Origin of the sequence: Brevibacillus sp. AG (assembly GCF_028369215.1) — a bacterium.
Taxonomy (GTDB): Bacteria; Bacillota; Bacilli; order Brevibacillales; family Brevibacillaceae; genus Brevibacillus; species Brevibacillus porteri.
Genome location: NZ_JAQMYO010000006.1, coordinates 206,137 through 227,958, shown reverse-complemented (window position 1 = coordinate 227,958; position 21,822 = coordinate 206,137). Strand labels below are relative to the sequence as shown.

25 protein-coding genes are annotated in these 21,822 nt (G+C 48.9%); 9 read left to right on the top strand and 16 right to left on the bottom strand.

Annotated features, from left to right (window positions below):
• Positions 1–36: 36 nt before the first annotated feature.
• Complete coding sequence (locus tag POF51_RS17390; protein ID WP_069848773.1) at positions 37–1,227, bottom strand: MFS transporter; 1,191 nt, start codon at positions 1,225–1,227, stop codon at positions 37–39.
• Between the two features lie 401 nt (positions 1,228–1,628).
• On the opposite strand from POF51_RS17390, the gene POF51_RS17385 reads away from it, so the two are divergent.
• Positions 1,629–2,096, top strand: a complete 468-nt coding sequence (locus POF51_RS17385) for a cysteine dioxygenase (RefSeq protein ID WP_017251399.1) — start codon at positions 1,629–1,631, stop codon at positions 2,094–2,096.
• A 20-nt stretch (positions 2,097–2,116) separates the two neighbouring features.
• Here POF51_RS17385 and POF51_RS17380 read toward each other — a convergent pair whose 3' ends face one another.
• Together POF51_RS17380 and POF51_RS17375 are read right to left on the bottom strand one after the other, a co-directional pair.
• A complete protein-coding gene (locus POF51_RS17380; protein WP_069848775.1) occupies positions 2,117–3,433 on the bottom strand; it encodes a globin-coupled sensor protein in 1,317 nt (438 codons plus the stop codon).
• A 93-nt stretch (positions 3,434–3,526) separates the two neighbouring features.
• Positions 3,527–4,348 carry a hypothetical protein gene (locus tag POF51_RS17375; protein WP_069848777.1) on the bottom strand — a complete coding sequence of 274 codons (822 nt, stop codon included), beginning with the start codon at positions 4,346–4,348 and terminating at the stop codon, positions 3,527–3,529.
• 118 nt (positions 4,349–4,466) lie between these two features.
• Between POF51_RS17375 and POF51_RS17370 the strand changes: the two genes are divergently transcribed.
• Genes POF51_RS17370 through corA form a run of 3 tightly spaced genes read left to right on the top strand, consistent with a single transcriptional unit; the run spans position 4,467 to position 6,269 of the window.
• Positions 4,467–5,147 carry an NAD(P)H-binding protein gene (locus tag POF51_RS17370; RefSeq protein WP_069848779.1) on the top strand — a complete coding sequence of 227 codons (681 nt, stop codon included), beginning with the start codon at positions 4,467–4,469 and terminating at the stop codon, positions 5,145–5,147.
• 47 nt (positions 5,148–5,194) lie between these two features.
• Positions 5,195–5,371 (top strand): hypothetical protein, encoded by a 177-nt coding sequence (locus POF51_RS17365; protein WP_158265744.1) that lies wholly within the window; start codon positions 5,195–5,197, stop codon positions 5,369–5,371.
• On the top strand, positions 5,334–6,269 hold the full coding sequence (gene corA, locus POF51_RS17360; RefSeq protein WP_069848781.1) for a magnesium/cobalt transporter CorA: 936 nt from the start codon (positions 5,334–5,336) through the stop codon (positions 6,267–6,269). The genes POF51_RS17365 and corA overlap by 38 nt, the downstream gene beginning before the upstream one ends.
• On the opposite strand, the gene POF51_RS17355 is transcribed toward corA, so the two are convergent.
• On the bottom strand, positions 6,270–7,364 hold the full coding sequence (locus POF51_RS17355) for an HD-GYP domain-containing protein (protein WP_271755785.1): 1,095 nt from the start codon (positions 7,362–7,364) through the stop codon (positions 6,270–6,272).
• A gap of 159 nt (positions 7,365–7,523) precedes the next feature.
• Between POF51_RS17355 and POF51_RS17350 the strand changes: the two genes are divergently transcribed.
• Positions 7,524–8,537 (top strand): DUF2804 domain-containing protein, encoded by a 1,014-nt coding sequence (locus tag POF51_RS17350; protein ID WP_069848787.1) that lies wholly within the window; start codon positions 7,524–7,526, stop codon positions 8,535–8,537.
• Between the two features lie 73 nt (positions 8,538–8,610).
• On the opposite strand, the gene POF51_RS17345 is transcribed toward POF51_RS17350, so the two are convergent.
• The 5 genes from POF51_RS17345 to POF51_RS17325 form a co-directional block, all read right to left on the bottom strand.
• Positions 8,611–8,913, bottom strand: a complete 303-nt coding sequence (locus POF51_RS17345) for a YunC family protein (protein ID WP_017251406.1) — start codon at positions 8,911–8,913, stop codon at positions 8,611–8,613.
• A gap of 124 nt (positions 8,914–9,037) precedes the next feature.
• Complete coding sequence (locus POF51_RS17340; RefSeq protein ID WP_007715645.1) at positions 9,038–9,277, bottom strand: DUF6154 family protein; 240 nt, start codon at positions 9,275–9,277, stop codon at positions 9,038–9,040.
• A gap of 47 nt (positions 9,278–9,324) precedes the next feature.
• Positions 9,325–10,779: a bifunctional metallophosphatase/5'-nucleotidase gene (locus POF51_RS17335; RefSeq protein ID WP_271755782.1), complete on the bottom strand. Its 1,455-nt coding sequence runs from the start codon at positions 10,777–10,779 to the stop codon at positions 9,325–9,327.
• Between the two features lie 24 nt (positions 10,780–10,803).
• Positions 10,804–11,628 carry a sulfite exporter TauE/SafE family protein gene (locus POF51_RS17330; RefSeq protein ID WP_017251408.1) on the bottom strand — a complete coding sequence of 275 codons (825 nt, stop codon included), beginning with the start codon at positions 11,626–11,628 and terminating at the stop codon, positions 10,804–10,806.
• A gap of 19 nt (positions 11,629–11,647) precedes the next feature.
• Positions 11,648–12,505, bottom strand: a complete 858-nt coding sequence (locus POF51_RS17325) for a DUF72 domain-containing protein (protein ID WP_069848792.1) — start codon at positions 12,503–12,505, stop codon at positions 11,648–11,650.
• A gap of 52 nt (positions 12,506–12,557) precedes the next feature.
• Between POF51_RS17325 and POF51_RS17320 the strand changes: the two genes are divergently transcribed.
• A complete protein-coding gene (locus POF51_RS17320) occupies positions 12,558–13,064 on the top strand; it encodes a M67 family metallopeptidase (protein ID WP_069848794.1) in 507 nt (168 codons plus the stop codon).
• Here the strand turns inward: POF51_RS17320 and POF51_RS17315 are convergent.
• A complete protein-coding gene (locus POF51_RS17315) occupies positions 12,995–14,398 on the bottom strand; it encodes an aspartate kinase (protein ID WP_069848796.1) in 1,404 nt (467 codons plus the stop codon). The two genes, POF51_RS17320 and POF51_RS17315, sit on opposite strands and share 70 nt — an antisense overlap.
• A 188-nt stretch (positions 14,399–14,586) precedes the next feature.
• Here POF51_RS17315 and POF51_RS17310 point away from each other — a divergent pair, with 188 nt between their 5' ends.
• Positions 14,587–15,339, top strand: a complete 753-nt coding sequence (locus tag POF51_RS17310; RefSeq protein ID WP_069848798.1) for a polysaccharide deacetylase family protein — start codon at positions 14,587–14,589, stop codon at positions 15,337–15,339.
• A gap of 62 nt (positions 15,340–15,401) precedes the next feature.
• On the opposite strand, the gene POF51_RS17305 is transcribed toward POF51_RS17310, so the two are convergent.
• From POF51_RS17305 to POF51_RS17290, 4 genes are all read right to left on the bottom strand, one after another.
• On the bottom strand, positions 15,402–16,943 hold the full coding sequence (locus POF51_RS17305) for a flotillin family protein (RefSeq protein ID WP_017251413.1): 1,542 nt from the start codon (positions 16,941–16,943) through the stop codon (positions 15,402–15,404).
• Positions 16,943–17,482, bottom strand: coding sequence for an NfeD family protein (locus POF51_RS17300; protein WP_069848800.1), 540 nt, complete (start codon positions 17,480–17,482; stop codon positions 16,943–16,945). The genes POF51_RS17305 and POF51_RS17300 overlap by 1 nt, the downstream gene beginning before the upstream one ends.
• A gap of 87 nt (positions 17,483–17,569) precedes the next feature.
• On the bottom strand, positions 17,570–18,391 hold the full coding sequence (locus tag POF51_RS17295) for an aminotransferase-like domain-containing protein (protein WP_244521775.1): 822 nt from the start codon (positions 18,389–18,391) through the stop codon (positions 17,570–17,572).
• The gene (locus tag POF51_RS17290) at positions 18,312–19,007 is read right to left on the bottom strand and encodes a GntR family transcriptional regulator (RefSeq protein ID WP_244521776.1); all 696 of its coding nucleotides are present in this window, start codon (positions 19,005–19,007) and stop codon (positions 18,312–18,314) included. The genes POF51_RS17295 and POF51_RS17290 overlap by 80 nt, the downstream gene beginning before the upstream one ends.
• 339 nt (positions 19,008–19,346) lie before the next feature.
• Between POF51_RS17290 and POF51_RS17285 the strand changes: the two genes are divergently transcribed.
• On the top strand, positions 19,347–20,096 hold the full coding sequence (locus POF51_RS17285; RefSeq protein WP_244521777.1) for a DMT family transporter: 750 nt from the start codon (positions 19,347–19,349) through the stop codon (positions 20,094–20,096).
• A gap of 50 nt (positions 20,097–20,146) precedes the next feature.
• Here POF51_RS17285 and POF51_RS17280 read toward each other — a convergent pair whose 3' ends face one another.
• Positions 20,147–20,611, bottom strand: coding sequence for an NUDIX domain-containing protein (locus tag POF51_RS17280; protein ID WP_026043313.1), 465 nt, complete (start codon positions 20,609–20,611; stop codon positions 20,147–20,149).
• 16 nt (positions 20,612–20,627) lie between these two features.
• Entirely contained in the window at positions 20,628–21,164 is a 537-nt protein-coding gene (locus POF51_RS17275; RefSeq protein WP_069848803.1) for a suppressor of fused domain protein, read from the bottom strand.
• Positions 21,165–21,465: 301 nt separating this feature from the next.
• Here POF51_RS17275 and POF51_RS17270 point away from each other — a divergent pair, with 301 nt between their 5' ends.
• Positions 21,466–21,783: a hypothetical protein gene (locus POF51_RS17270; protein WP_069848805.1), complete on the top strand. Its 318-nt coding sequence runs from the start codon at positions 21,466–21,468 to the stop codon at positions 21,781–21,783.
• The last annotated feature ends 39 nt before the right edge of the window (positions 21,784–21,822 follow it).

Here is a 21,822-nt window from a genome sequence, read left to right as displayed (position 1 = left end):
TCCTATGGCTAGAAGGTGAAAAAAAGACTACGTGTATCAGGAGGCCGATTTCGATTTTTTGGGAGAAATAACAAGGTACAAGCCAAATCCGATCAGCCCTGCGACAAACATCAATTGGGCAAAGACCAGCATCCCCAATAAAGTGAAGGCACCCGCCAAGAATGGAGCCATGAGAAAACCTGCGAAGTACCCGCTTCGACTCAAGAGCCCCTGCACCCCCATCACCTTGCCGCGCAGCTCATTTTGGGCTTGTTGCAAAAGTGTGCTCTCATAAACCTGTGCTGCGCCGGAAAATAGACCCGCGAAAATCAAGAGCAATAGCACAGACACAGCATGGTTTGCCGCGAATGCACCTACAATCCCCACGGAAAAAACAGCATAAGCAACGAGCATCCCATTCACCAGCTTCACCTGCAAACGAACTGCCACATAGGAGCCAATCAAACCACCGACGCTCATCGCCGTCCACATTAATCCGTGCAAGGTAGCGTCACTACCGTGCAACTGATCCGCCAAAAAAGGCAACCCGTAATTATACGCAGATGTACTCAGCGATACGAGAAAAGCTAATAGACTAATCGTCAGAAGCACGGGTGTTTCCCTCAAATAACGAAGGGTGACACGAAAGCCACTCGCTGCTTTTCCTCTGATATCCGCGTCAGATGACGTAGCTAACGCATTGTCCCCCTTCTCCTCCCAACGAAGTTTCATCAAAATCCATGCAGAGAAAAGAAAGCTGGCAGCATCCAAAGCGATCACAATCGTATAACCATAGTAATCTGTCAGCCATCCTCCCAGCATGAAGCCCATGATGCCTACCAATGACTCCAGCCTGACCTTTAATCCATTGACCTGAACCAGTTGCTCACTCCCAAATATTTGTGGCAAGGATGCCTGAAAGCTAATATGAAACAGCGTATACAGCATTCCATTGAGAAAAGCCGCTGCGATTAATACATACGGTGTCGGATAAAATGCGATGGCCAAAATAGCAAGACCGGCCCCCAGGTCGCTTACGATCATGGTACGCCTTCTGTCCATTCGATCAGCCAACATGCCTGCCAGGGGACTAAACAGCATCCCCCCTAGCTGTCTTGCAACGAAAAAAGCCGTCATCCAATAAGCACTATGTTCAAATGTAAAAATCAACGCGCTACACGCGATCAAATTCATCCGTGATCCTAAGGATGACAATGCATTGACATACAAATACCATTTCTTATTCATCTACATCCAAACCTCCCGATCATGACAGGTGGTTTGAATCAACGCCCCCCTCTAGTGGGTGCGTACACTGATTATGGCAGTTGACATGCGCATGCCTCCTCTTGAATGAAAATCAAAAAAAGCTTATGTTACTCGAAACAATCGGAAGGGGGACGTTCCCCAAATCGTCCTGTACGGCATTTGTTGCCGTACTTCCATAATAGGTGGTGGGTCAGCAGATTGTCGATAGCACAAAAAAGGACGCTTTTTCTTTAAAAGCGCCCTAAATTCAAGTAATCCTGTTGATTTACAATGTAATAATAATGGTAAATAATTCCCTTTTGGACAAGCTCAGGCTATCACTACTCTTGAAATTTGATCATATGGTGTAGGGAGTATGACTTTCGTTTGGGAGGTTTTTTATGAATCTGGAACGTCTGGAACAAGCATTTGGGTCCCTCGTTTCACCTACTCCTGCCCAGCTTAGACACGCTCTCATTTCCCTGTCTCCGTGCATGGAACAACTCGGTCCATACATCCCAGAGCCACTAAACCTGCCCTATGGACGCAAAGTATTATTCTCCACGCCACATGTAGAGGTTGTCTTGATCCATCTACCGACAGATCAGGAATCCATTCCCCATAATCACGGTGACTCTTTTGGATGGGAATTGGTAGTCTCAGGCACGCTAACGAATATGATTTATGTCCAAACGAATAATGAAAATGAAGTACAACGAGCACAAACCACTCATGTCAGTACGGGTGAATACTATTTTGTAGAGCCTGGGGAAATCCACGCCATTCGCAACAATGGACAAAGTCCGGTTGTTTCCGTAAACGTCTACAGTCCTCCATTGCGTAATTGCCGTCACTATTGTTCCCTTTGAACTGAAAAACTTACTATCTTTTACAGGTTTTCTGTTATTTCCGATAGCTCATCCGCAGAGCTGGCTACCTGTGCCACCGCTTGGTTCATATCTTCCATGACTTTGAAGAAGTTTTCCAGCTCCCGCTGAATCCGTGAGCTCTGTTCTTTACTGTCTGAGACAGCGCTCATGATTCCTTCAAAAAAGGCATTCGTCTCGTTTACTACCGCAGTGCTCGATTGGACCAGCGCCTGAATTTCTACCACGACAGACGAGAGGACCACTGTCTGTTGGTTCGTCTTCTCGATCAGCTCACGCACACCGAAAACCGACTTTTTGGTCTGTTCTGCCAGCTTGCGTACCTCATCGGCTACGACGGCAAATCCGCGTCCCTGTTCACCCGCACGTGCTGCTTCAATCGCAGCATTTAGCGCCAAGAGATTCGTCTGCTCAGCAATTGCCGTCACGACCTCTACAATCCCTTGGATTTTTTCTGCGTTTTTCTCCATCGCGTTCATTTCTTCCGAGATTTGCTTGACGCTGCTCTGAATCAAGCACATTTGTTCCTGTTGTTTTTCCAGCTTTTCTTTGCCTTCACGGGACAGGTCTTGTGCTTTCGTGGAAAAGCCCGTGCCATTTTCAGCAAAACGAAGCACTTCTCTCGACTGTTCTGTCAATTGTACAACAGACGCGCTGTTTTCTTCTGAGACCGCTGCCAGCTCATGCGCAGAATTGGTCAGGAGGATTCGCAGCTCGTCCTTTTTGTCTTGTTCCGCTCGCCGCGCCTTTTCATGCTCGTTTTCGTATTCCTCCAGCACAATTTGCTGTTCGATGCTGAGAATCTTCGTGACGGCCGTGAGGGCTTGTACGAATTCGTCCTTGTCCGCGATATTTTTATGCAAGAGATCAATCAAGGAAACCATCATGTTTTGAAATGCACTCAAGTACCATTTTGGTTCCAAGCCTATTCGCATATGAATAACAGCAATTCTACTGCGCTGTTCAATGTAAGCGCTGTCGATGCGTCCGCTAAACATTTCGCAGATATGGCGGTTCAACGTTAATTTCAACCGTTCAATCGTACTGTTTTGGTTTACAATCTTCATTAAAAGCGGTTCTTTTTCAATACTGGTATAAAAATAGTCGACAATAGCGTCAATATTTTGAATGATAAGTGGCTGAAGTGCTTTCACAATGGCCAATTCTTCTTCGGTCAAATTGATCATTGCTAGTTGCTTCGCGAGGGTACTTTTCCCTCCAATGTGCACTTCCCCCTTTTCCTTCACCCCCTGAAAAAAAGATTCACTTTTTCCTTTCCCTTTCAATCCAAAAAAGGTGGAAAACGGACATGTGCTCATAGCCTGAACTCCTTTTATCCGAGTACATATAACTCTGGAATATCCTTTCAATTATATACCCCTTTGCAAACGGGTGTAAACCGCCCACATGGGCTATGGGCGGTTGTTTGAGCCTAGCAAACACCTACATTCCGCTTTCCTCACGACTGCCCGTTGCAGCTTCCAGCTTGTCTTGTCCCACTTCCAGTACGACTCCACATACGCGATCGTATCGGCGTTGGCTACACCGCTGACTCTTTGTTCTCCTTTTAATTCACAAATACCATCACGATTCTCATCGATGGGCATGAGTACGCTGAACGTGTTAGGCATGACCTCTACTGAAGAAACTAGCTTCCCGTTCTTGTATACCCCATTTTCTTCATAGATTTTTTTGCGATGTGACAAATCCAGAACGACAGTCTCCCCCGTCTCCTTGATCGTCAATGACGCTTTGTAATGATCCTGGTAGGAGCCCGAAATCGTCAAGGGCTGAGGAACAGGCAGAATCGCCGGCTTATTGTCCTTGTCTGCGAACAAATAAAACTCAGACGTCCCTGCACTACCCCCAGTCGGCGCCTGAAGTAAAATTTGTTGCACACCCCCGCCAGTAAAATCACAAAAGAACATCTCCGGCTGATAAGCGCCATACGGTGTTGTAAAAAAGGTTGTTTTTTTCGCAACGGGATCTTGAACCATGATTTTTAGGTGCTCGAAGTAAGGACTGTCTGCCGCAAACCTCTTTCCTAGCAACGTAACGAAATCCGGCCGACCATCGCCTGTCACATCCTGCCGTTTGATCTGGATTTGCTCGAACACAGTTGGAGGAGGCTGTACGTCTCTCCCCTCCAAGGCAAGAGCGCCTTGTCCCCACCCGGCTCCTGTCAACATCCATACGAAACAGCCAATCATACCTACCCTCTTGTTTGTCCACATATCGATACATCCACCTTTTCATCTGTTCAGCTTACCTGTAGTATGCAAAAAATGGCTTTGGTCAAACCGTTCGAAACGGTAAAATAAGAGAGAGGGATCGCAGAAAGTGAGGAACACTATGGCAATGAAACGTGCGGTATTATTTGGAGCGACCGGACTCGTCGGCCGTGCATTGCTACAACATCTCTTAAAAGATGACGCATATGGAAAAATCATCGCTGTCGTCCGCAACGCGCTCCCTTTCACACATCCTCGCTTGCAGACAGTCGTCATTGACTTTCGTCAGTTGGGGGATTGCCGACAGTTTTTAGAAGGAGCAGACATCTTTTGCTGCTTGGGGACAACCATGAAAAAGGCTGGTAGTCGTGAGGGTTTTCGCACAGTGGATTATCAGTACCCGCTCGAAATTGCTCGATTGGCAAAAGAAGAAGGAGCCAGCCAGTTTCTCATCATCACAGCAATCGGCGCAAATAGCCGATCCGTCTTTTTCTATAATCGTGTAAAAGGTGAGCTGGAGGAAGCACTGCGCGAGTTGGCGCTTCCGAGTCTGCATTTGTTCCACCCTTCCCTTTTACTGGGCCCGCGACAGGAACACCGGCGATCGGAAGAGCTCGGTGCGAAGCTATCACACTCACTCTCGTTTCTCTGGATCGGACCGTTACGCGCCTATCAACCTGTCACTGCAACAGATGTCGCAGGAGCCATGCATCACATCGCCTCTCTTGGACTGGCAGGTGCGCATGTGTACGAATCAAGGGAATTACCACAGTTAGCCGCAGCGGGAAAAAGGACGAGTTGACGTTCATACGTATAGGATGAAGACTTTTATCGAGGAGGCGAATTGGCATGACGACTCCCAAGCAACAGCGTGCATCACAGGCTCCGCCTAGCCGCCGAGCACTTCGTTCTGCTTATGAACTGATTCTCACACAGATCTGGCCCCGTCTACCCGCCGCAACCGAATCCACTAGCAGGAGAATCGATCATGAAGATCAGACTCGTACAAAACGGAATCATCACTGAGATAGAAGACGTCGAAGAGGCTGCTACTCCACCTGTGAACGGGTTTTACTGGATTCATGCCGCACCATTCGATTTGGATATTTTACAGCCGCTGTTCGGACTGCATCATCTGGCTGTCGAGGACTGCATCGACGAGGAAGAACAGCGGCCCAAGCTGCAACATTACGATGATCATTACTTTATGGTCATCAATGGCATTACCTTCCACAATCATGATATCTTCTTACGCGAGATCAATATTTTTTTGGGCAGCAGCACCATTATCACCGTAACGAAGCAGGAGGCCCCCGAATTCACTACCATGCTGTCAATCATCCGAGAAAAAGAAGTCAATCGGCCCGATGCGTTTCTGTACTACTTGGTAGATCAAATTGTCGATCGTTATTTTGATGTGACAGAAAAAATTGAAGACCTGCTTGAAAACCTGGAAGAACAAATTTTGATGCACACGAAAAAATCCCATCTGGATCAAATTATCGGGCTGCGCAGTGAAATCTTGTACGCCCGTAAAATGCTCGTTCCCCAGCGGGATTTGATTGACGCCCTACATAAAAAAGAACTCCCGCTGATTCAACCTTATTTGCGGAAGTACTTTGGCGATATTGTAGAGGATGCCAGCAAAATTGTAGAGAGCTTTGAAGCTTTTCGCGAACTCATCGGAAACTTGCGCGAAGCGTATCAAGCGGCGCTTGCTGGCAGAGCCAACGATATTATGCGTGTTTTTACCGCCTTGACGACGATTTTTATGCCGTTGACGATTGTGACCGGTATATACGGGATGAACTTTGATGTGATGCCTGAGCTGCATTCACCCTATGGCTACTACATCGTGCTGGGAAGTATGGCGGCGATCGGCACGACGATGTTTATCATTTTCAAAAAGAAAGACTGGCTCTGATTATACCAAATCGCCACAGGCGATGATCATGAGCGTCAGCATTTTGGACAAGTCACACTCATAGGGTTGCTCGACATCCCGACCTTCTTCATCCACCAGGACTCTGACGATCGGACGGCTCGGCATTCCTTTGTTCGAATCGACGACGACACCAGACATACCATTGTTCAGGCTGACGGTCAGACCAACAGGGTAGAGTGCAATCGTATTTCGCAAAGCCTCTACATACACATGGTCAAACAGTTTGCCTGAACCGGAGTAGAGCACCTCCATCGCTTCATGAGGGAGCATTCCGCGACGGTATACCCGATGCGACGTCAGAGCATCGAATACATCGGCCACTGCCATCAAGCGACCAAACGGATGAATCTCTTCTTTTTTCAAGTGCCGCGGATAACCGGAGCCATCCCAGCGCTCGTGATGCTGAAAAGCACAGTGGGCTGCAAGCAATGGGATGTCGTCTTGACGACGCAGCATTTCAAAACCGATCTCTGTATGTCTTTTCATGATTTCAAATTCTTCTTGCGTAAGGCGGCCCGGTTTTTGCAAAATGTCGTCTGGGATATGCATTTTTCCTATGTCGTGGAGCATACCGCCAATACTAATCTCCAACACATCTTTTTCCGAACAGCCAGTATTTATAGCGAGAGCTGTGCTATACAAGGCAACGTTAAATGAGTGCGTGAATATGTAATTGTCGAAGGCGCAAGCATCTGCCAATAAATTCATGGCTGAATCACTACTGTTCAATTCATCCGCAACGGTTTGCATGACATCCCGCAGCTTACGTCCCAAACCCTTGTCCGAAAAAAGCTGCTGCCATTTATCCGGGACTTGATGAACGGTTCGGAATGTATCGTGAATAATGGACATTGCTTGTCTGCGAGTATTTTCGGAAATGACTGTCTCCACAATAATATCATCCGTGCGCTTGTCTTGGATGTAGAGACTGTTCACGTTTTTGTTTTTGAGTCGAGTTATCATTCGTTGGGTTAGTTCTACTCCAGCGCCAACGAGAATCGTTCCGTTCTCTGTATAGATGGAACGAGCCAGTTTATCACCCGGCTGGCATTTTTGAATGGATTTCAGTCGCATTTCCTTTCCTTCGCCTTTCCTCAGGGTATCCCTATTATAGCGTGATTCGACTTGATTCTACATGAAATTTTTTCTAGATTTTCTTTTTATGTCTACCGAGGAAAGACACTGGAGACGAGTTTGTCTGGAAGAATCCTTGTTTGCAAGGGAGATGATCGTATGTCGCTTATCGAAAAAGAATTAACGCAGCCTCTTTCATTATGTGATCAGGATGGCCGCTTGCTTCCCGAAGCGATTGGTTGGTCCCGTTATCCGTTGCATGACTGCCAGTTTAGCGGGCATTGGCTTCGTCGGAAAAAATGGAATTTTTGGTTTATCACCGCGCCTGAATGTGCGATGTCGATTGCGATGGTCAATCTGGATTACGCTGGCATTGTCTTTGTCCATTTTATTGATCTAACGACAGGGGAGACCGCGGACAGTGCCGTAACGGTTCCTTTTGGTGCAGGGATTCGACTGGGTGCCACCGTAGATGAGCCTTGTCATTTTGTGAGTCGCAAGCTCTCTGTCTCCTTTCAGCCAGGAGCCAGCGGAACGAGCGTAGAAGCGACTGCCATATGTCCCGGCGATAAAACTCTCTCGCTCGACATCGTGATTGATCCGCCATCCGAATCCTTAAATGTCGTGATACCGTGGAGTGCGGAGCGCTTTCAGTTCACTTCGAAGCAAACGGCCCGGCCTGTGCACGGCACTATTGCCTATAACGAGAAAACCTATTTGCTCGATCGGCAGAATACCTTTGCCAGTCTGGATTTTGGACGTGGCGTTTGGCCATACCACACTCGTTGGAACTGGACGACCTGCTCTTTCCGTCACGCGAAGGGTGTCGCAGGCTTTAACTTTGGCAGAGGCTGGACGGACGGAACGGGTATGACGGAAAATGGCTTGATGATTGATGGTGTCCTCTACAAGCTGAGCGAACAGATTCGTTTTTCCTACGATCCTGACAATCGGATGCTCCCTTGGACGCTTGCGAGTGAAGAATCTTCTGCGGTACGCCTCACCTTTACGCCGCTCTTTGCTCGAACCGAGCACAAAAATTTTGCGTTGGTGCGAACCACTTTGCATCAAGTAATCGGCCGTTACGACGGGACGATCTCAACAGATGATGGAAAAACCATTGCGGTGCAAAGCAAGATCGGAATCTGTGAAGAACAATCAGCCCGTTGGTAAACAAGGCCAGAAAAAACTAAAAAACCTTTGTCATGGGACAAAGGTTTTTTCTTATGGGCAAACCATTCTTTGTTTACAGCATTTTCACAACAGCATCCCGACCAGTCATACCAGCCGTAATCCCCTTCTGCTCCGCCGTCGTCGTCACAGACTCCAGCGGCGCATCCAGCAATTCCTGTATGGTCTTGACCCCTACCGCACGACCGGCAAGAATTTCCCTCGCTGCTAACCGCTCGTTCAAGAGCCCCACATCCAGTGCTCCACACATAATGTAGCCATGATCGGTCGTTACAGCCAATAGCGTCGTCTTGGGCAATCGAACGGTGACAGCAATAGCCGTCCCCTCTGGAAAGTGGATTGGCACTACCTCGACCATCAAGATTCCTCCTTTTTCTCTCCTGTCTGTTGGCGTTACCATCCTATGACATTCAGAAGAGAAAGGTGAGGTCTCTAAGAGGTAGTTCAAAAAGTTATCTTTTGATCACGAACTTGATCTTACGTTAATGCATGACGCTTGTCGGAAAGTGCTCATCCTCCATCGCGACTTTTCGTTTCATGACTTCAATCATATACGTCGCGAGCATATGAAACAGCTCTTCCTCGTCCATTTCCTCGACCAAATCCAGCAAATCATCCCGAGACTGCTCCGCGAGAATGCCGACGACAACTGCTGTAATGTCCTCTTCATCGCCATTAAAATGTCCTCTGTACAGCTCGTATACTTCATCTATGAAGCGCATCACTCGTCTCCTCCCGTTTTTCGATAGCATTCCCGAAAAACCGGTCTCTACGATTGGTTTTTTGACGTTGACGATATCTTTTCCCAACGTGGACGAAACGCATTTTGCAGCATCTGTTGATCCTTTATCGTGGTGGCGAGCACTTCACGCAGCATCTCGGGCAAGAAAAATGTAACCTCACTGCCGAGCAGCAAATCGGGAAACATGCGATTGTACATAAACATGTCGATCGTCCCGACTCGATACAGACGCTCGCGATCAAGCGGTTGCCCGTTGACTTCAATCTGGATAATTTGCGGTTGGTCATCCTCACTGTATCGGATGTGCAATCCGTCCACACACATCCAGCCTTCTATTTTGCCGCGAAAACCGTACCCTCGCAGCTCCCGATGAACCATTTCCGGTTGAATCGCTTGCTCCAGAACAGTGGTGAGCTGCTCGCCTGTAATCGTGACCGCACAGGCATTGATCGGGTGAGGCATACTGTGCAGCAAATCGGCAAAGGACAAGCTACCCCGCGGCAAATCAGCAAGTAACAGCCCTCCATTTGCCATGCCAATCTCAGCACCCGTCCATTTACGAATACTCGCTGCGATGAAGGAACCATAGGGGGTCTCCTCCGTCCAGCCCATGTTCATGTCTTGCTCCAATTGAACAATCGGCTGAAACAAACGATTCTCTGCCCATACTTTTTCACTCTCAATGAACTGGCTCAATGATTCGTCTGACTGGTACTGTTCTGTGTGAAAAAGCTCTGCGCGCACGTCTTTGATGCCATTATGAATCCCGTCCCAGACGAGCTCTACATGACCGACATACTCGCCAAATCGCCCCGCTTGTGTGATTAAGGTACCGCCTATACGTTCTCCATGAGGCAGCGTCCGGTGAGAGTGTCCGCCCAAAATGATATCGAGCCCATCGATTTCCTTTGCCAGCAGACAATCTGTCTGATAGCCAAGATGCGATAGCAAAATGACAACATCCACAGACAAGCGCAGTGCCGCAATCTGCTCACGCAAAATCGGGATCGGTTCCTTGATCTCCCATCCCATACTTTGATAGGAAGGGCCAAAGGGTATCGTCATTCCCAAAATAGCCAACCGCAGCTCGCCTACGGTATGAATGGCGTATGGTACAGCCCAAGACGGGACAGAATTTGTTGGCGGTTCAAACAGATTGCCTGTAATGATCGCAAAACGCGCATCTGTGTACAGTTCATTCAGCTTGTCTTTTGGGAGTGTGATGCCTTCGTTGTTTCCAATCGTCGCGTATTGAATCCCGCTTCTGTTCATGATCTCGACGTTACTTTTCCCAAAGCTCGCTTCCGATCGGATATCCATTCGATCCATATGGTCTCCAATATCGACCGTCAGCACATGCTCTCCCCTGGCCTCCCACTCTTCTCGGTGCTTCCTCAGGCAGGTTGCAATTCGCGGCATCGTATCAAAATGGCTGTGCAAGTCATTCGTATGCAAAATGTGTAAGGTACAGGTGTCAGCCACGACTTTCCCCTCCCTCTCGTCTCATTATCCAAAAATCGCTTCTCCGATCATTTGTATGGCAATTCCCAATATCAGAACACGCAAAAATAGCACGATGGTGCGCCCCTTCATTTTACTGGCAACAATCGCTCCGAGCTTTCCGCCCGCCCATGCTCCTGGCGCGAGCATCGCTGCATACAGCCAGTGTACGTTGTCGTGGAAGATATTCGTGATGGATCCAACCACCGCGGATAAAAAGATGACCAGCATGGATGTAGCGGTAGCAATGTGTGGCGGAAAGCGAAACAAAATGATCATGGCTGGAACCATCAGGATGCCGCCACCCACGCCAAATAGCGACGAGGTAATCCCGACAAAGAAGGCAATCGTAATCACGGACCATTTGCTATACCCGTACACATATTCATTTCCTTCGTTGTCGATGAAGTGGCGTTGGACTTCCCACTCCATGCTGCGTGGTTTGATTTTGTCTTTGACCATCAATACGACGAACATGGAGAGCTGAAACAAGCCAAACAGCAGCGAAAAGCCCCCCACTGCTAGTAATGTATTAAGATACACGCCCACAATAGCACCCGGCGCACTCCCGATAAAAAAGAGCAAGGCACTCTGCTTATCTACTTTATTTTGCTTGAGATAAGAAAGGGAAGAAGAAAGGGCGGTTACCGCAATCACAATCAACGAAGTCGCCGCTGCTACTTGCGGGTTCATCGATCCAGGCATGTACCAGTTCGCAAAATACAACAGAGCAGGCACGAAAAAAATCCCACCACCCAGACCCGCGATACTGCCAATGACGCCAGCCAAGACTCCGATGATGACAAATAAGATGGCAATTACTACAAGCATGAACTCCCCTTCTTTCTTGCTACGTGGAGAACAGGTCCATCTGACGAGGATTCAGACCAGTAGGTGCAAGGCCAAGCATCTCCGAAAACTGCTTCGCATTCGCTGCTGCATCTCCTCCAGAGTTATTGTTGAACAAAATGCAGACTTCATCCGCTTGCCGTTCGAGCAGTCTGATGTGTTCAACCCATTCTGCAAGCTCTGTCTCACTGTATCGATATAAATAACGGACATCCCGCCAATTTTGTCCCTCTCCGGGATCTCGCCAGCCCGCTTTGTTGCGCCCATGAAAGCGAACCAACGCCAAGGTTGGCTTCGTCACGGCAGGAACAATCGGGACCGAGCCTTTTCCCACTTGTGGCTCATCACATACAACATGTGTCGCTTCGATGTTGTGCAAGAAATCCAGTGTTCGCTCCGAATACCGTGATTCAAACCAGCTTTGATGGCGAAACTCAACCGCAAACGGATACGCCTGCATGGCTTGGCGACAAGCGGTCACATACTGGACATGCTCTCGGGTACAATCAAACCACGGCGGAAACTGAAACAGTAACGCTTTGAGCTTGCCAGCCTCCACGACCGGCTGAATGCTCTCTTCGAACTGACGAAACAATTCCCGTCTGCTTCCCGAAGCGTCCCCCCGTTGATGCCCCGTCATCCCTTGATGAGGCTTGACGATAAAGCCAAATCGTTCAGGTGTATCCTTCACCCACGATTCGTAATTTCGCTGTGGTAAAATAGCGTAAAAAGAACTATCCACCTCTACAATTGGAAAGTGGCTGGCATATACCGACAGCTTGTCTCGATTGCGTACACCTTGTACGTACAATTCGTGCTGATCGCCCCAGCCGCAAACTCCCACTTGTATCGTAGTCATCGAATGCTAACCTCCAAATCATGGTCGAATAGAGAAGAAGGACGGAAGCCGAATGAAAAATCCCGCTTGGTTGGGTGAACCCTTTGCGATTAAGGATAACAAAATATTCCTGACGAAAAAAGTAGCGAAACGCCTCCTGGCCGAAGCACAAGAGGCGTTTCCTTATGAGTATTCTGCTTTGCTCGCAGGTCGTGGAGCAACGATTACGGCCTGTGTACCGATGCCCGTCTCACCCGACAAGCACGTGTTCGCTTGGGATGGGAAAACATTTCTTCAAGCCTTGCAGCACATCCGCAAGCACAATCTTCAATGGTTGGGGGTCTTGCATACACATCCCCATACGCCGCCAATCCCTTCTGCACGCGACATAGCTGGCTGGCATTATCCCACGCTCAGCTATTGGATTGTGGGACTCGCAACCGAACAGCCAGAATGGCGTGTCTATCAATGGGTACAGGATGGAAGTTGCGGCTCATTTGCAGCACGCGACTACATCTTGACAGAAGTGGATTGTGACGATGAGGAAACCAATGGTTCCTCGGCTCCAAAAAACTCTTGATACAAAGCAATCACAGCACGATCTGCCTCTTCGGCTTTTACCCCAAACATCATGCTTACTTCTGATGACCCCTGATTGATCATTTCCAGATTGATTTTCGCAGCAGCCAACGCAGCTGTGGCTCTCGCTGTTGTCCCCACAGATTGACGCATGCCCTCCCCGACAATCATGACGAGTGCAAGACTATGCTGAACAGCGACATCATCAGCGAACAGCTCTCGGCGGATGCGTTCTACAATCCGCTGTTCCTTCTCTTCCGTGAGATCGCGCTCTCGCAGAATGACGGAAATGTTATCAATTCCAGATGGAGTATGCTCGTACGAAAGCTCTTCCTCCTCCAGAATTTGCAACAGCTTGCGGCCAAAGCCAATTTCACGGTTCATCAAATACTTGCTGACGTAAATGCTGCAAAAGCCGCTATCACTTGCAATACCCGACACCCTGTTTGTAGCAGATCCTCGCTCGGCCACAATCATCGTACCAGGCGCAGACGGATTATTCGTATTCTTGATGCATACGGGTATATCTGCTTGATACGCAGGAATCAACGCTTCCTCGTGGAACACACTAAAACCGGAATAAGACAGCTCCCTCATCTCTCGGTACGTAATCTCTGTCACCTTTTTCGGATCGGCAATCAGGTTCGGATTGACCACATACACAGAATCGACATCGGTAAAATTCTCGTAGACCTCTGCCTGAACCGCCGCAGCCAAAATCGATCCCGTAATATCCGAGCCGCCGCGCGAAAAAGTAACCAGATCTCCGGAACGTGAATAGCCGAAGAAGCCAGGGAAAATGACAATACCCTCCCGCTCTCGCAATGTCGCCAACTTGGCATACGCTTCAGGGAGGATATGAGCATTGCTTGCTTCATCCGTAACCAGCATTCCTGCATCCTTTGGATTGATGTAGGTCGCGACCTCGCCCAAGCTCTGCAAGTAAAGAGCGACAATTTTGGCGCATGTATCCTCTCCCGCAGCTTTGACCGCATCCATGAATCTTTCCTTGGACAAGCCCGCCTTGTTTGCCAGAACCTCCCCGAGCTCCACTTCAATCGCTTCACCAATCTCGGCAGAAAGCCCGAGACCTGCCACAATCTCCTGATAGCGCAAGAATATTGCTTGTTTCGCTTCCTCTGTAGGCTCTCCAGCCAAAAATCGCTCAGCATATGCAATTAACAAATCAGTAACCTTCGTGTCTTCCTTATGCCGTTTCCCAGGCGCCGATACAACAATGAATTGTCTGTCCCGATCCGTCAATGCAATTTGGCATACTTTTTTTATTTGCTCGGCATTCGCCAGTGATGTTCCCCCAAATTTTGCTACCTTCATGATCGATTCCTCCATCTAACTCTCACGTCTTATGCTTTTACTAGCTTAATTTATCCGCACAAAAAGAACAAGTGTCTTTTCCATAAGGACAATCAGGAATAATCATCAAGATTTGTCGCATAGTAACGGGGAGTACATCATCGTGTACAGCTACCTAGCAGGAAAGTCTCTGATAAAGAGGTGAACGAATGAAAAGGCATATCCTCTTTTTCCCACTTTTGCTAGCTGTCATTCTTGCTCCTTCCTTCAGCGAGACAGCCAATGCAATCCGGGAAAAAAATCGCGAGTATTACGAAACAAGAGGAGATATCGTTTGGGAAGTGCCGACAGAGAGCAAGGTGATTGCCCTTACCTTTGACGATGGTCCTGACCAGGTATACACTCCGCAGATTGCAGCGCTGTTGAAGCAGTATCAAGCGAAATCTACCTTTTTTGTCGTAGGAAATCGTGTGAGCCAGTACCCGGAAATCGTCAAATCTCTCGTGAATGATCAACATGAGATTGCCAATCACACTTACAGTCATCCAGATATTCGAAAGCTGTCAGCGAATCGACTATTAGAAGAGGTGCAAAAAACGCAGGAGACGATTTATTCGGCAACAGGGGTTCGTCCCACCCTCTTTCGTCCTCCGGGAGGATATTATGACGAGAAAGTCGTCGATACAGCCAAGCAAGCCGGTTTTCTCCTGATCATGTGGTCGTGGCATCAAGACACACGTGATTGGAGCGATCCCGGTGTAAAAAAAATCGTCAACAAGGTTTTGAACAACGCACGGAATGGAGACATCGTGCTATTTCACGATTACGGAGGCAATCGCAGACAGACCGTACAAGCCCTCGAGCAAATATTGCCTGAACTGAAAAATAGAGGGTATACATTCGTAACGGTCAGCGAATTGTTGAGAGGATATGGACGTGCCAAGCAGGTAGACTATCCTTGATTTTCTTCCCACGAAAAAGTGCCCCTCGCTATAAAGGGGCACTTCTCCTCTGATCAGTTTGATTATTTGTTTTCGTTCTCCAAAACAGAATCCGTCTCTACCTGAACTTTTACGGGTACAGGCTGTTGCTGTGTGGGTACGGTACCACCCTTTTGCATAAAGTCTGCGATCATCTTATTCATATCCAAACCAGATACGTCTTTCAGCATCTCTGGCAGTTGGGCCATCAGCTTCGTAACATTCCCGCTCAGACGATTGACGCCATCTCCCTGACCGCCTCCTGCATCCACGATCGTTACCTTGTCGATCGCCTTTATTGGCTCGGCAATTTTCTCAGCCAGCTCAGGGAGCATTTTCGCAATAATATCGAGTACAGCCGCATGACCGAATTTTTCAAATGCTTCAGCCAGCTTCTCTTTCCCTTCTGCCTCGGCTTCGAGCTTGAGGCGCGTGACTTCTGCCTCAGCGCTACCACGCGCTTTTTCAGCCTCGGCAATCGCCAAACCTTCCAGACGCTTCTGCTCCGCATTTGCTTTTGCTTCCGCTTCAATGCGGTACTTGATCGCGTCTGCTTCTCTCAGCTTCTTCGCTTTTTCCGCTTCTGCCGCCTGTTCCACAGAGTAGCGGTCGGCGTCGGCCTTTTTCTTCACTTCCGCATCATATTGCTTTTCGCGGCGAAGAATTTCTTTTTCCTCCAGCTCGATTTCCTTCTGCTTGCGGACGAGATCGACCTTCATCTCTTCTTCTGTAACCTGCTGTTTGGCGACAGCTTCTTGCAGCTTGTAGGCTTGGTCCGCGCTCGCCTTCGCTTTGTCCTGCTCTTGCTTAAACGCCGCTACCTTCAGCTCTTTTTCCTTTTCTGCTTCGGCAATGTTCGTTTCCTTCAACAGCTCTGCCTTGCGTGCCTCTTCCTCTGCCTGTGCCTGCTTGATCCGCGCTTCTTTGTCCGCATCAGCCTGCGAAATAGTCGCATCTCGCTTCACTGCAGCGATTTGCGGTATTCCAAGGGCAGCTAAATAGCCGTTTTTGTCCCGGACATCCTTGATCGTGAAGCTGACAACGGACAGCCCCATTTTCTTCAAATCCTTTGTCGCTACCGATTGCACCTCTTGCGCGAATCGCTCACGGTTCTTGTAAATTTCCTCTACCGTCATACTGCCAAGGATTGCCCGCAAATAGCCTTCGAGTACCTCCTGTGCCTCTCCGCGCAGTGCCTCGTCACTCTTGCCCATAAATTGCTCGGATGCGGTGGCGATATCTTCAATCGAGCCGCCTACCTTGATGATCGCTACGCCATCTGCCATGACAGGAACGCCCTGCTCGGTGTACACCTCTGGCGTCGATACATCCAGCTTATGAGACAGAAGACTCAGAAAGTTTGCTTGTTGAAAAATAGGGAGGATGAATGCGCCGCCTCCGCGGACGATCTTCATTTTGCGGCCGGATTCGTCACTTAGTACATTTTTCGAGCCGAGATAGCTACCCGTCACGATCATGGCTTCATCTGCACCCACTGTTTTGTAACGGGCCCAAAAGGCAATTCCCAAAACGAGAAAGACTGCGACGACAACACCTACTATCGTCAAAACACCAGGATCTACCATCACTTCTCATCTCCTTCGCCAGATTCAGTGTAAAAGGGGATCACATACAAGACATGGTCACGCACCTCGACCACGACGACACGGGTTCCTTGCGGGATAATCTCGCCCTCAAGACTCGCCGCCATATGGTAAGTAGTTCCACTAATCATCGGCAGCAGCACTTCTCCCAGTCCTTCTGCTGGGATCGTTGTCCCGACTTCCCCCAGCTTTCCTCCTAGTTGACTCATGGAATAGCTCGTGGAATTTTCCGCATGGCTCATCGGCTTTACCCACAGGAAGTATGAGACAAAAGCCAAAGCGATGCCAATGACAGCAGCCAGCATCAACACGACAAGCGTACCAATAGAAGTGTATCGAGATAGCAAATACCCCGCTCCACCAAAGGCAGTCATGCCACTGACCAACAAAATGGGCTGTGCAAAAGGCAGATGCAGATGTCCCAGCCAATCCGAGAGCGTATCGCCAAATAACAGCGAGATGACCGTGTAGATTAGACCAAGTACAAGGCAGACCATGTAGACGGTTTCAAGTACGCCCACGACTGTCCCCCCTTTCTAAAATTGCCTCTATAGTGCATACGAGTGAGATGGGAATTAGTTTCATAAATAAGGAAATAATCCCTTTTCTTATCGCTTTTTCTGCTGAAGGACTCTTTGGATACGGCGAATTCCTTCCTCGATATTTTCCGGGCATTCCCACGAATAGGTCAGTCGCAGCCAGCCCGCTTCCGCTCCATAGACGCTACCAGGTGTAAATACGACACCTTCCCTAATCGCATCATCTAGCAATTCCTTTTCGTCCCTGGGAGCAAGCAACCGACACCAAATATGATAGCTGCCGCCCGGCTCATTCCATACGGCGTAATCGGTGAGATGATTGTGCATAGCACGTATTATCGCTTGTTGCTGTTCCAACAAGTAACGAGACATTCGCTCCTCCTGGTTGTTCCAGATCTCTCGCTCAACGAATTGCCGGGCGAATTGCTGGGAGACGCTGCTCGTGCCAAAGTCCATTTGTTGCTTGGCATCGGCTAGTCTTTCTACGACAGATCTTGGTCCTACCAGCCACCCAATCCGTAAGCCTGGCGCAATCGTTTTCGAAAGGCTCCCGACATACAGAACAGCACCTGTCTTGTCGATGGCTTTGATCGGCTTGGGAGGTCTAGGGCTTCCAGCCAGTGTCAGTGCGCCGTAAGCGTCATCCTCCACAAGTGGCAAGCGCAGCTCCTGACAAACATCGAGCAACTGGGCTCGCCGTGCCTCGCTTAATATCGTCCCGGTTGGATTATGATAGGTCGGGTTCGCGAAAACCATGCGAATGCGATGTTCTCGCTGCAAGTCGTAGACAGCCTCGGGTACAATACCGTCCTCATCCATCGGCAAGCGAAATAAACGCAGGCCAGCTGAACTGAATAAGGGAAGAGAATACGAATAAGAGGGTCCCTCCATTGCGATTGCGTCTCCGGGATTCAAGAGACATAGTGTAATTGAGATGCAGTGCTTGCTGCGCTCCTGACGTCACCAAAATTTCGTCGGGAGAAGCGTGAATGCCGTAGTTTTCGTGCAAATGCACAGCTAGTGCCTCACGCAGACGTGGCTCCCCCTTTGGATGCGCGTAGCCCAGCTCAAGCTTGATCTCGTTTTCTTCCCCCTCCGTAGTTGGGATCAATGACGGGATCATCGTCGTCGCCAATTCTGCCTTTGCCAGATTGATGATCGAGGAATCGAAGCATGCATCCTGTATTCGTTTCGCGAGTGGATAGGCTGGCAAGAATGCCCCACCATTTGTGTAGGTATACCAGTTTGGCATCTGTTTGACGCCCCATAGATCACGACTGACCCAAGTACCGCTCCCTTGCCACGATTGTAATATACCTTTGGCTCGCAATTCTTCATACGCTGCCGATACAGTCCCACGATTGACGCCAAAGCGCCGTGCCAACACTCTTTCTGGCGGCAGAGATGTACCAGGGGGCAGCACTCCCAATACAATCTGTCGTTCCAGCTCTTTGGCGATTTGCATATAGATCGGAACTCCCGCGTCTTTGTCCGGCTTCCATTCCATCCCTATCCGTCCCCCATACTTGCTGTTTTCTTCACTTTCGACAAATTGGCTTACTGCTCCTGCTGCCAATTGGCTCTACCGTTTATGCTTGGTCGCCTCTAAGATGGAACAACAGAAACTTTACTTCGACAAAGGATGGGATTCGGATGAGCGGACAGCTTCCGATCGAGAAGCAGGACGTACAAAAAGAGCAGTCAACCACTCCTGAGCAGCTGCATACAGAGAAAACGGGCTTGCTGTATGGCTTCATCGGGGTGCTTAGCTTCAGCTTGACCTTGCCTGTAACGAAGGTGGTTGTTACCGTGCTCTCTTCCCCTCTCGGCAGGGTTGGGACGAGCGTTGATCGCAGCAGTACTAGCGGCTTTGGTACTCAGCATCAAACGAGTACCGTTTCCTACCTGGCAAGAGACCAAGAAACTGTTGCTTGTATCTGCTGGCGTAGTAGCGGGCTTCCCGTTTTTCTCGTCATGGGCGATGGAGAGAGTGCCTGCTACGCACGGCGCAGTCATCATTGCACTATTGCCATTGGCTACGGCAGGCGCAGCTATATTTTTTTCAGGAGAACGCCCTACCCGAAAGTATTGGATTTCTAGTGCGATCGCCTGTGTAACGATTCTCGTCTACGCGATCAGTTCTGGCTTTGGTGCCCTCCAATGGGCGGATCTCGCCTTGCTCGGGGCGGTCATCAGTGCGGCGATCGGATACGCGGTTGGCGGTGAGCTCTCCAAGACAATGGGCGGTTGGCAGGTCATCAGTTGGTCGTTGATCTTTGCCTTTCCTTTTCTCGTCGTTCCGCTCTCCGGTCCTCTGCTCGCTGACTTAAAACAAGCCACTTGGCCTGTCTGGATCGGTTTTGGCTATATTAGCGTAATCAGTATGTTTCTCGGTTTTTTCGCCTGGTATCACGGACTGGCAATCGGCGGCGTCTCCAAGGTCAGTCAAATTCAATACCTTCAACCCTTTTTATCAATCATCGCAGCCTGGCTCCTCCTGTCCGAGCCATTGACACTTGGCGCTGTTCTTTCGGCTGTCATTGTCGTGTTGGCTGTCGCAAAAGGAAGAAAGGCTTCCATTCAGCAAAAAGCGTAAGTAAAAAACACCGCTCCTCTTCACTAAGAAAAGGGCGGTGTCTTTCATTTTTATTCTGCTCGGCTAAACATATTTCCCAGGTACATCGGTTGATAAGTGGGATCAGACAAGACTTGCTTGACTTGATCCGGGCGTGTCTTGTGGTCGTTCGGCAGTTGCTTCCACTCGTCTAGCGTGACCCAGCCAGCCCATTCGATTTCTTCATCGACGATACCACCTGGCGTAGGGTTCGTCTCTTCACCAATGAGCTTCGCCAGAACTCCCACTCCGACTGTATGCTTGCCGTTCCCTTCCTGATCGATCCGATCGTCTATCCAGATCAATCGCTCCATTTCCACGAGGAGTCCGGTCTCTTCCATCACTTCTCTTTTCGCCGCATCTGGAATCGCTTCTAAATATTCTACGATTCCCCCTGGCAGGTTGTAAAAGATGCCTCGTTGTGTCTGCTCACGGATGAGGAGGACTTTCCCTTCGTGTTCCACTACTACGGTGACTCTCAAGCGAATCGCTGACATTTCGCTCGCTCCCTTCTCAGATGGCAGGCGTACGCGTAACATTCAGGGAATCGACACCGGAGTGCGCTAACCATTCCTGTAATGCCATAAGTCCATATTGTTCCAAAAACTTTGCTTCAGAATCCGCGATTGCATGAAGCATCATGAACCTGATTACGTCCTTGCCGTTTGTATAATATTCAAGTCCAGCCTCTTCATAATAGGCAGGGGTCAGTACCATATGATTCAAAACCGATTTTTCCACGATTGTATCCCCGAGCGAAAAGATGCTCCCAGACTCCATGCGGGTCGTTTGACTCTCCCACTGACGAATTACCTGGGCCGCTACTCTCGCCAAATGCGTAATCATTCTCTGCTCAAACTGATAAGAATAGACGAGGTACTCCGTTGCCCCCATCTTGTGCAGCTCAAGTGTGGCATACGTCCACCAACCTCGATTGCGTGTAGCCGGATAGACGGCAATCAGGATATCCGCATCCTCGGATTGATACAGCTCACCTTGACTCCCAAAAAAGCGGTGGCAATGATCCATTAATTGCTTTACCACTATCATATGTGCAACCCCGCTCCAAAAAGTATGAAAACCTCTACGGCTGCCTGCTCATAGAAGAGCAACTGCATCTTTGTGAAATGGTTGTGCTCGCCCGAAAAAAGCATGCCTGGATACGTAGGCATACTTCGATGATGTTAGGCAGCATTTTCTTGTATATACGAACATTTTATCATTGTGTGAAGCGAATGTACATGTTTGAACACGCGCAAAAAAGCCCATACAATTAGAATATTGTTACCTTTTTCCCTCCCCCCTCGTCTTGTTAATAGCAATTCCACTTTTCAGGAGGAATCAGGCACTTATGAAAAACAAGACAGCTTGTCTCGTCCTTTCTATTAGTCAAAGCGTATATGCCATTTTCTTATTGCCTTGGGTAATTTCTGTTATTTTTACCATTGTGCTTCTACCTGAAGATGAATATGATACTGGAGCGCCGGAGGTGTTCTATACGATCCTATCGTATCCGCTTGTACTACTTGCCTCAGCGATGGGCAGTTGGTACTACTATCACAAGTTGAAATTCAAAACGAGTTACGCACTCAACGCCATTCCTTTACTTTGGGTCATTCCGATGTCGGTATTTATGATCTTATTATGGAAATTTAGTTCGTCCTCGTAAAAACAGCCCTCCGGCGAATTACCTCCAGAGGGCTTATGC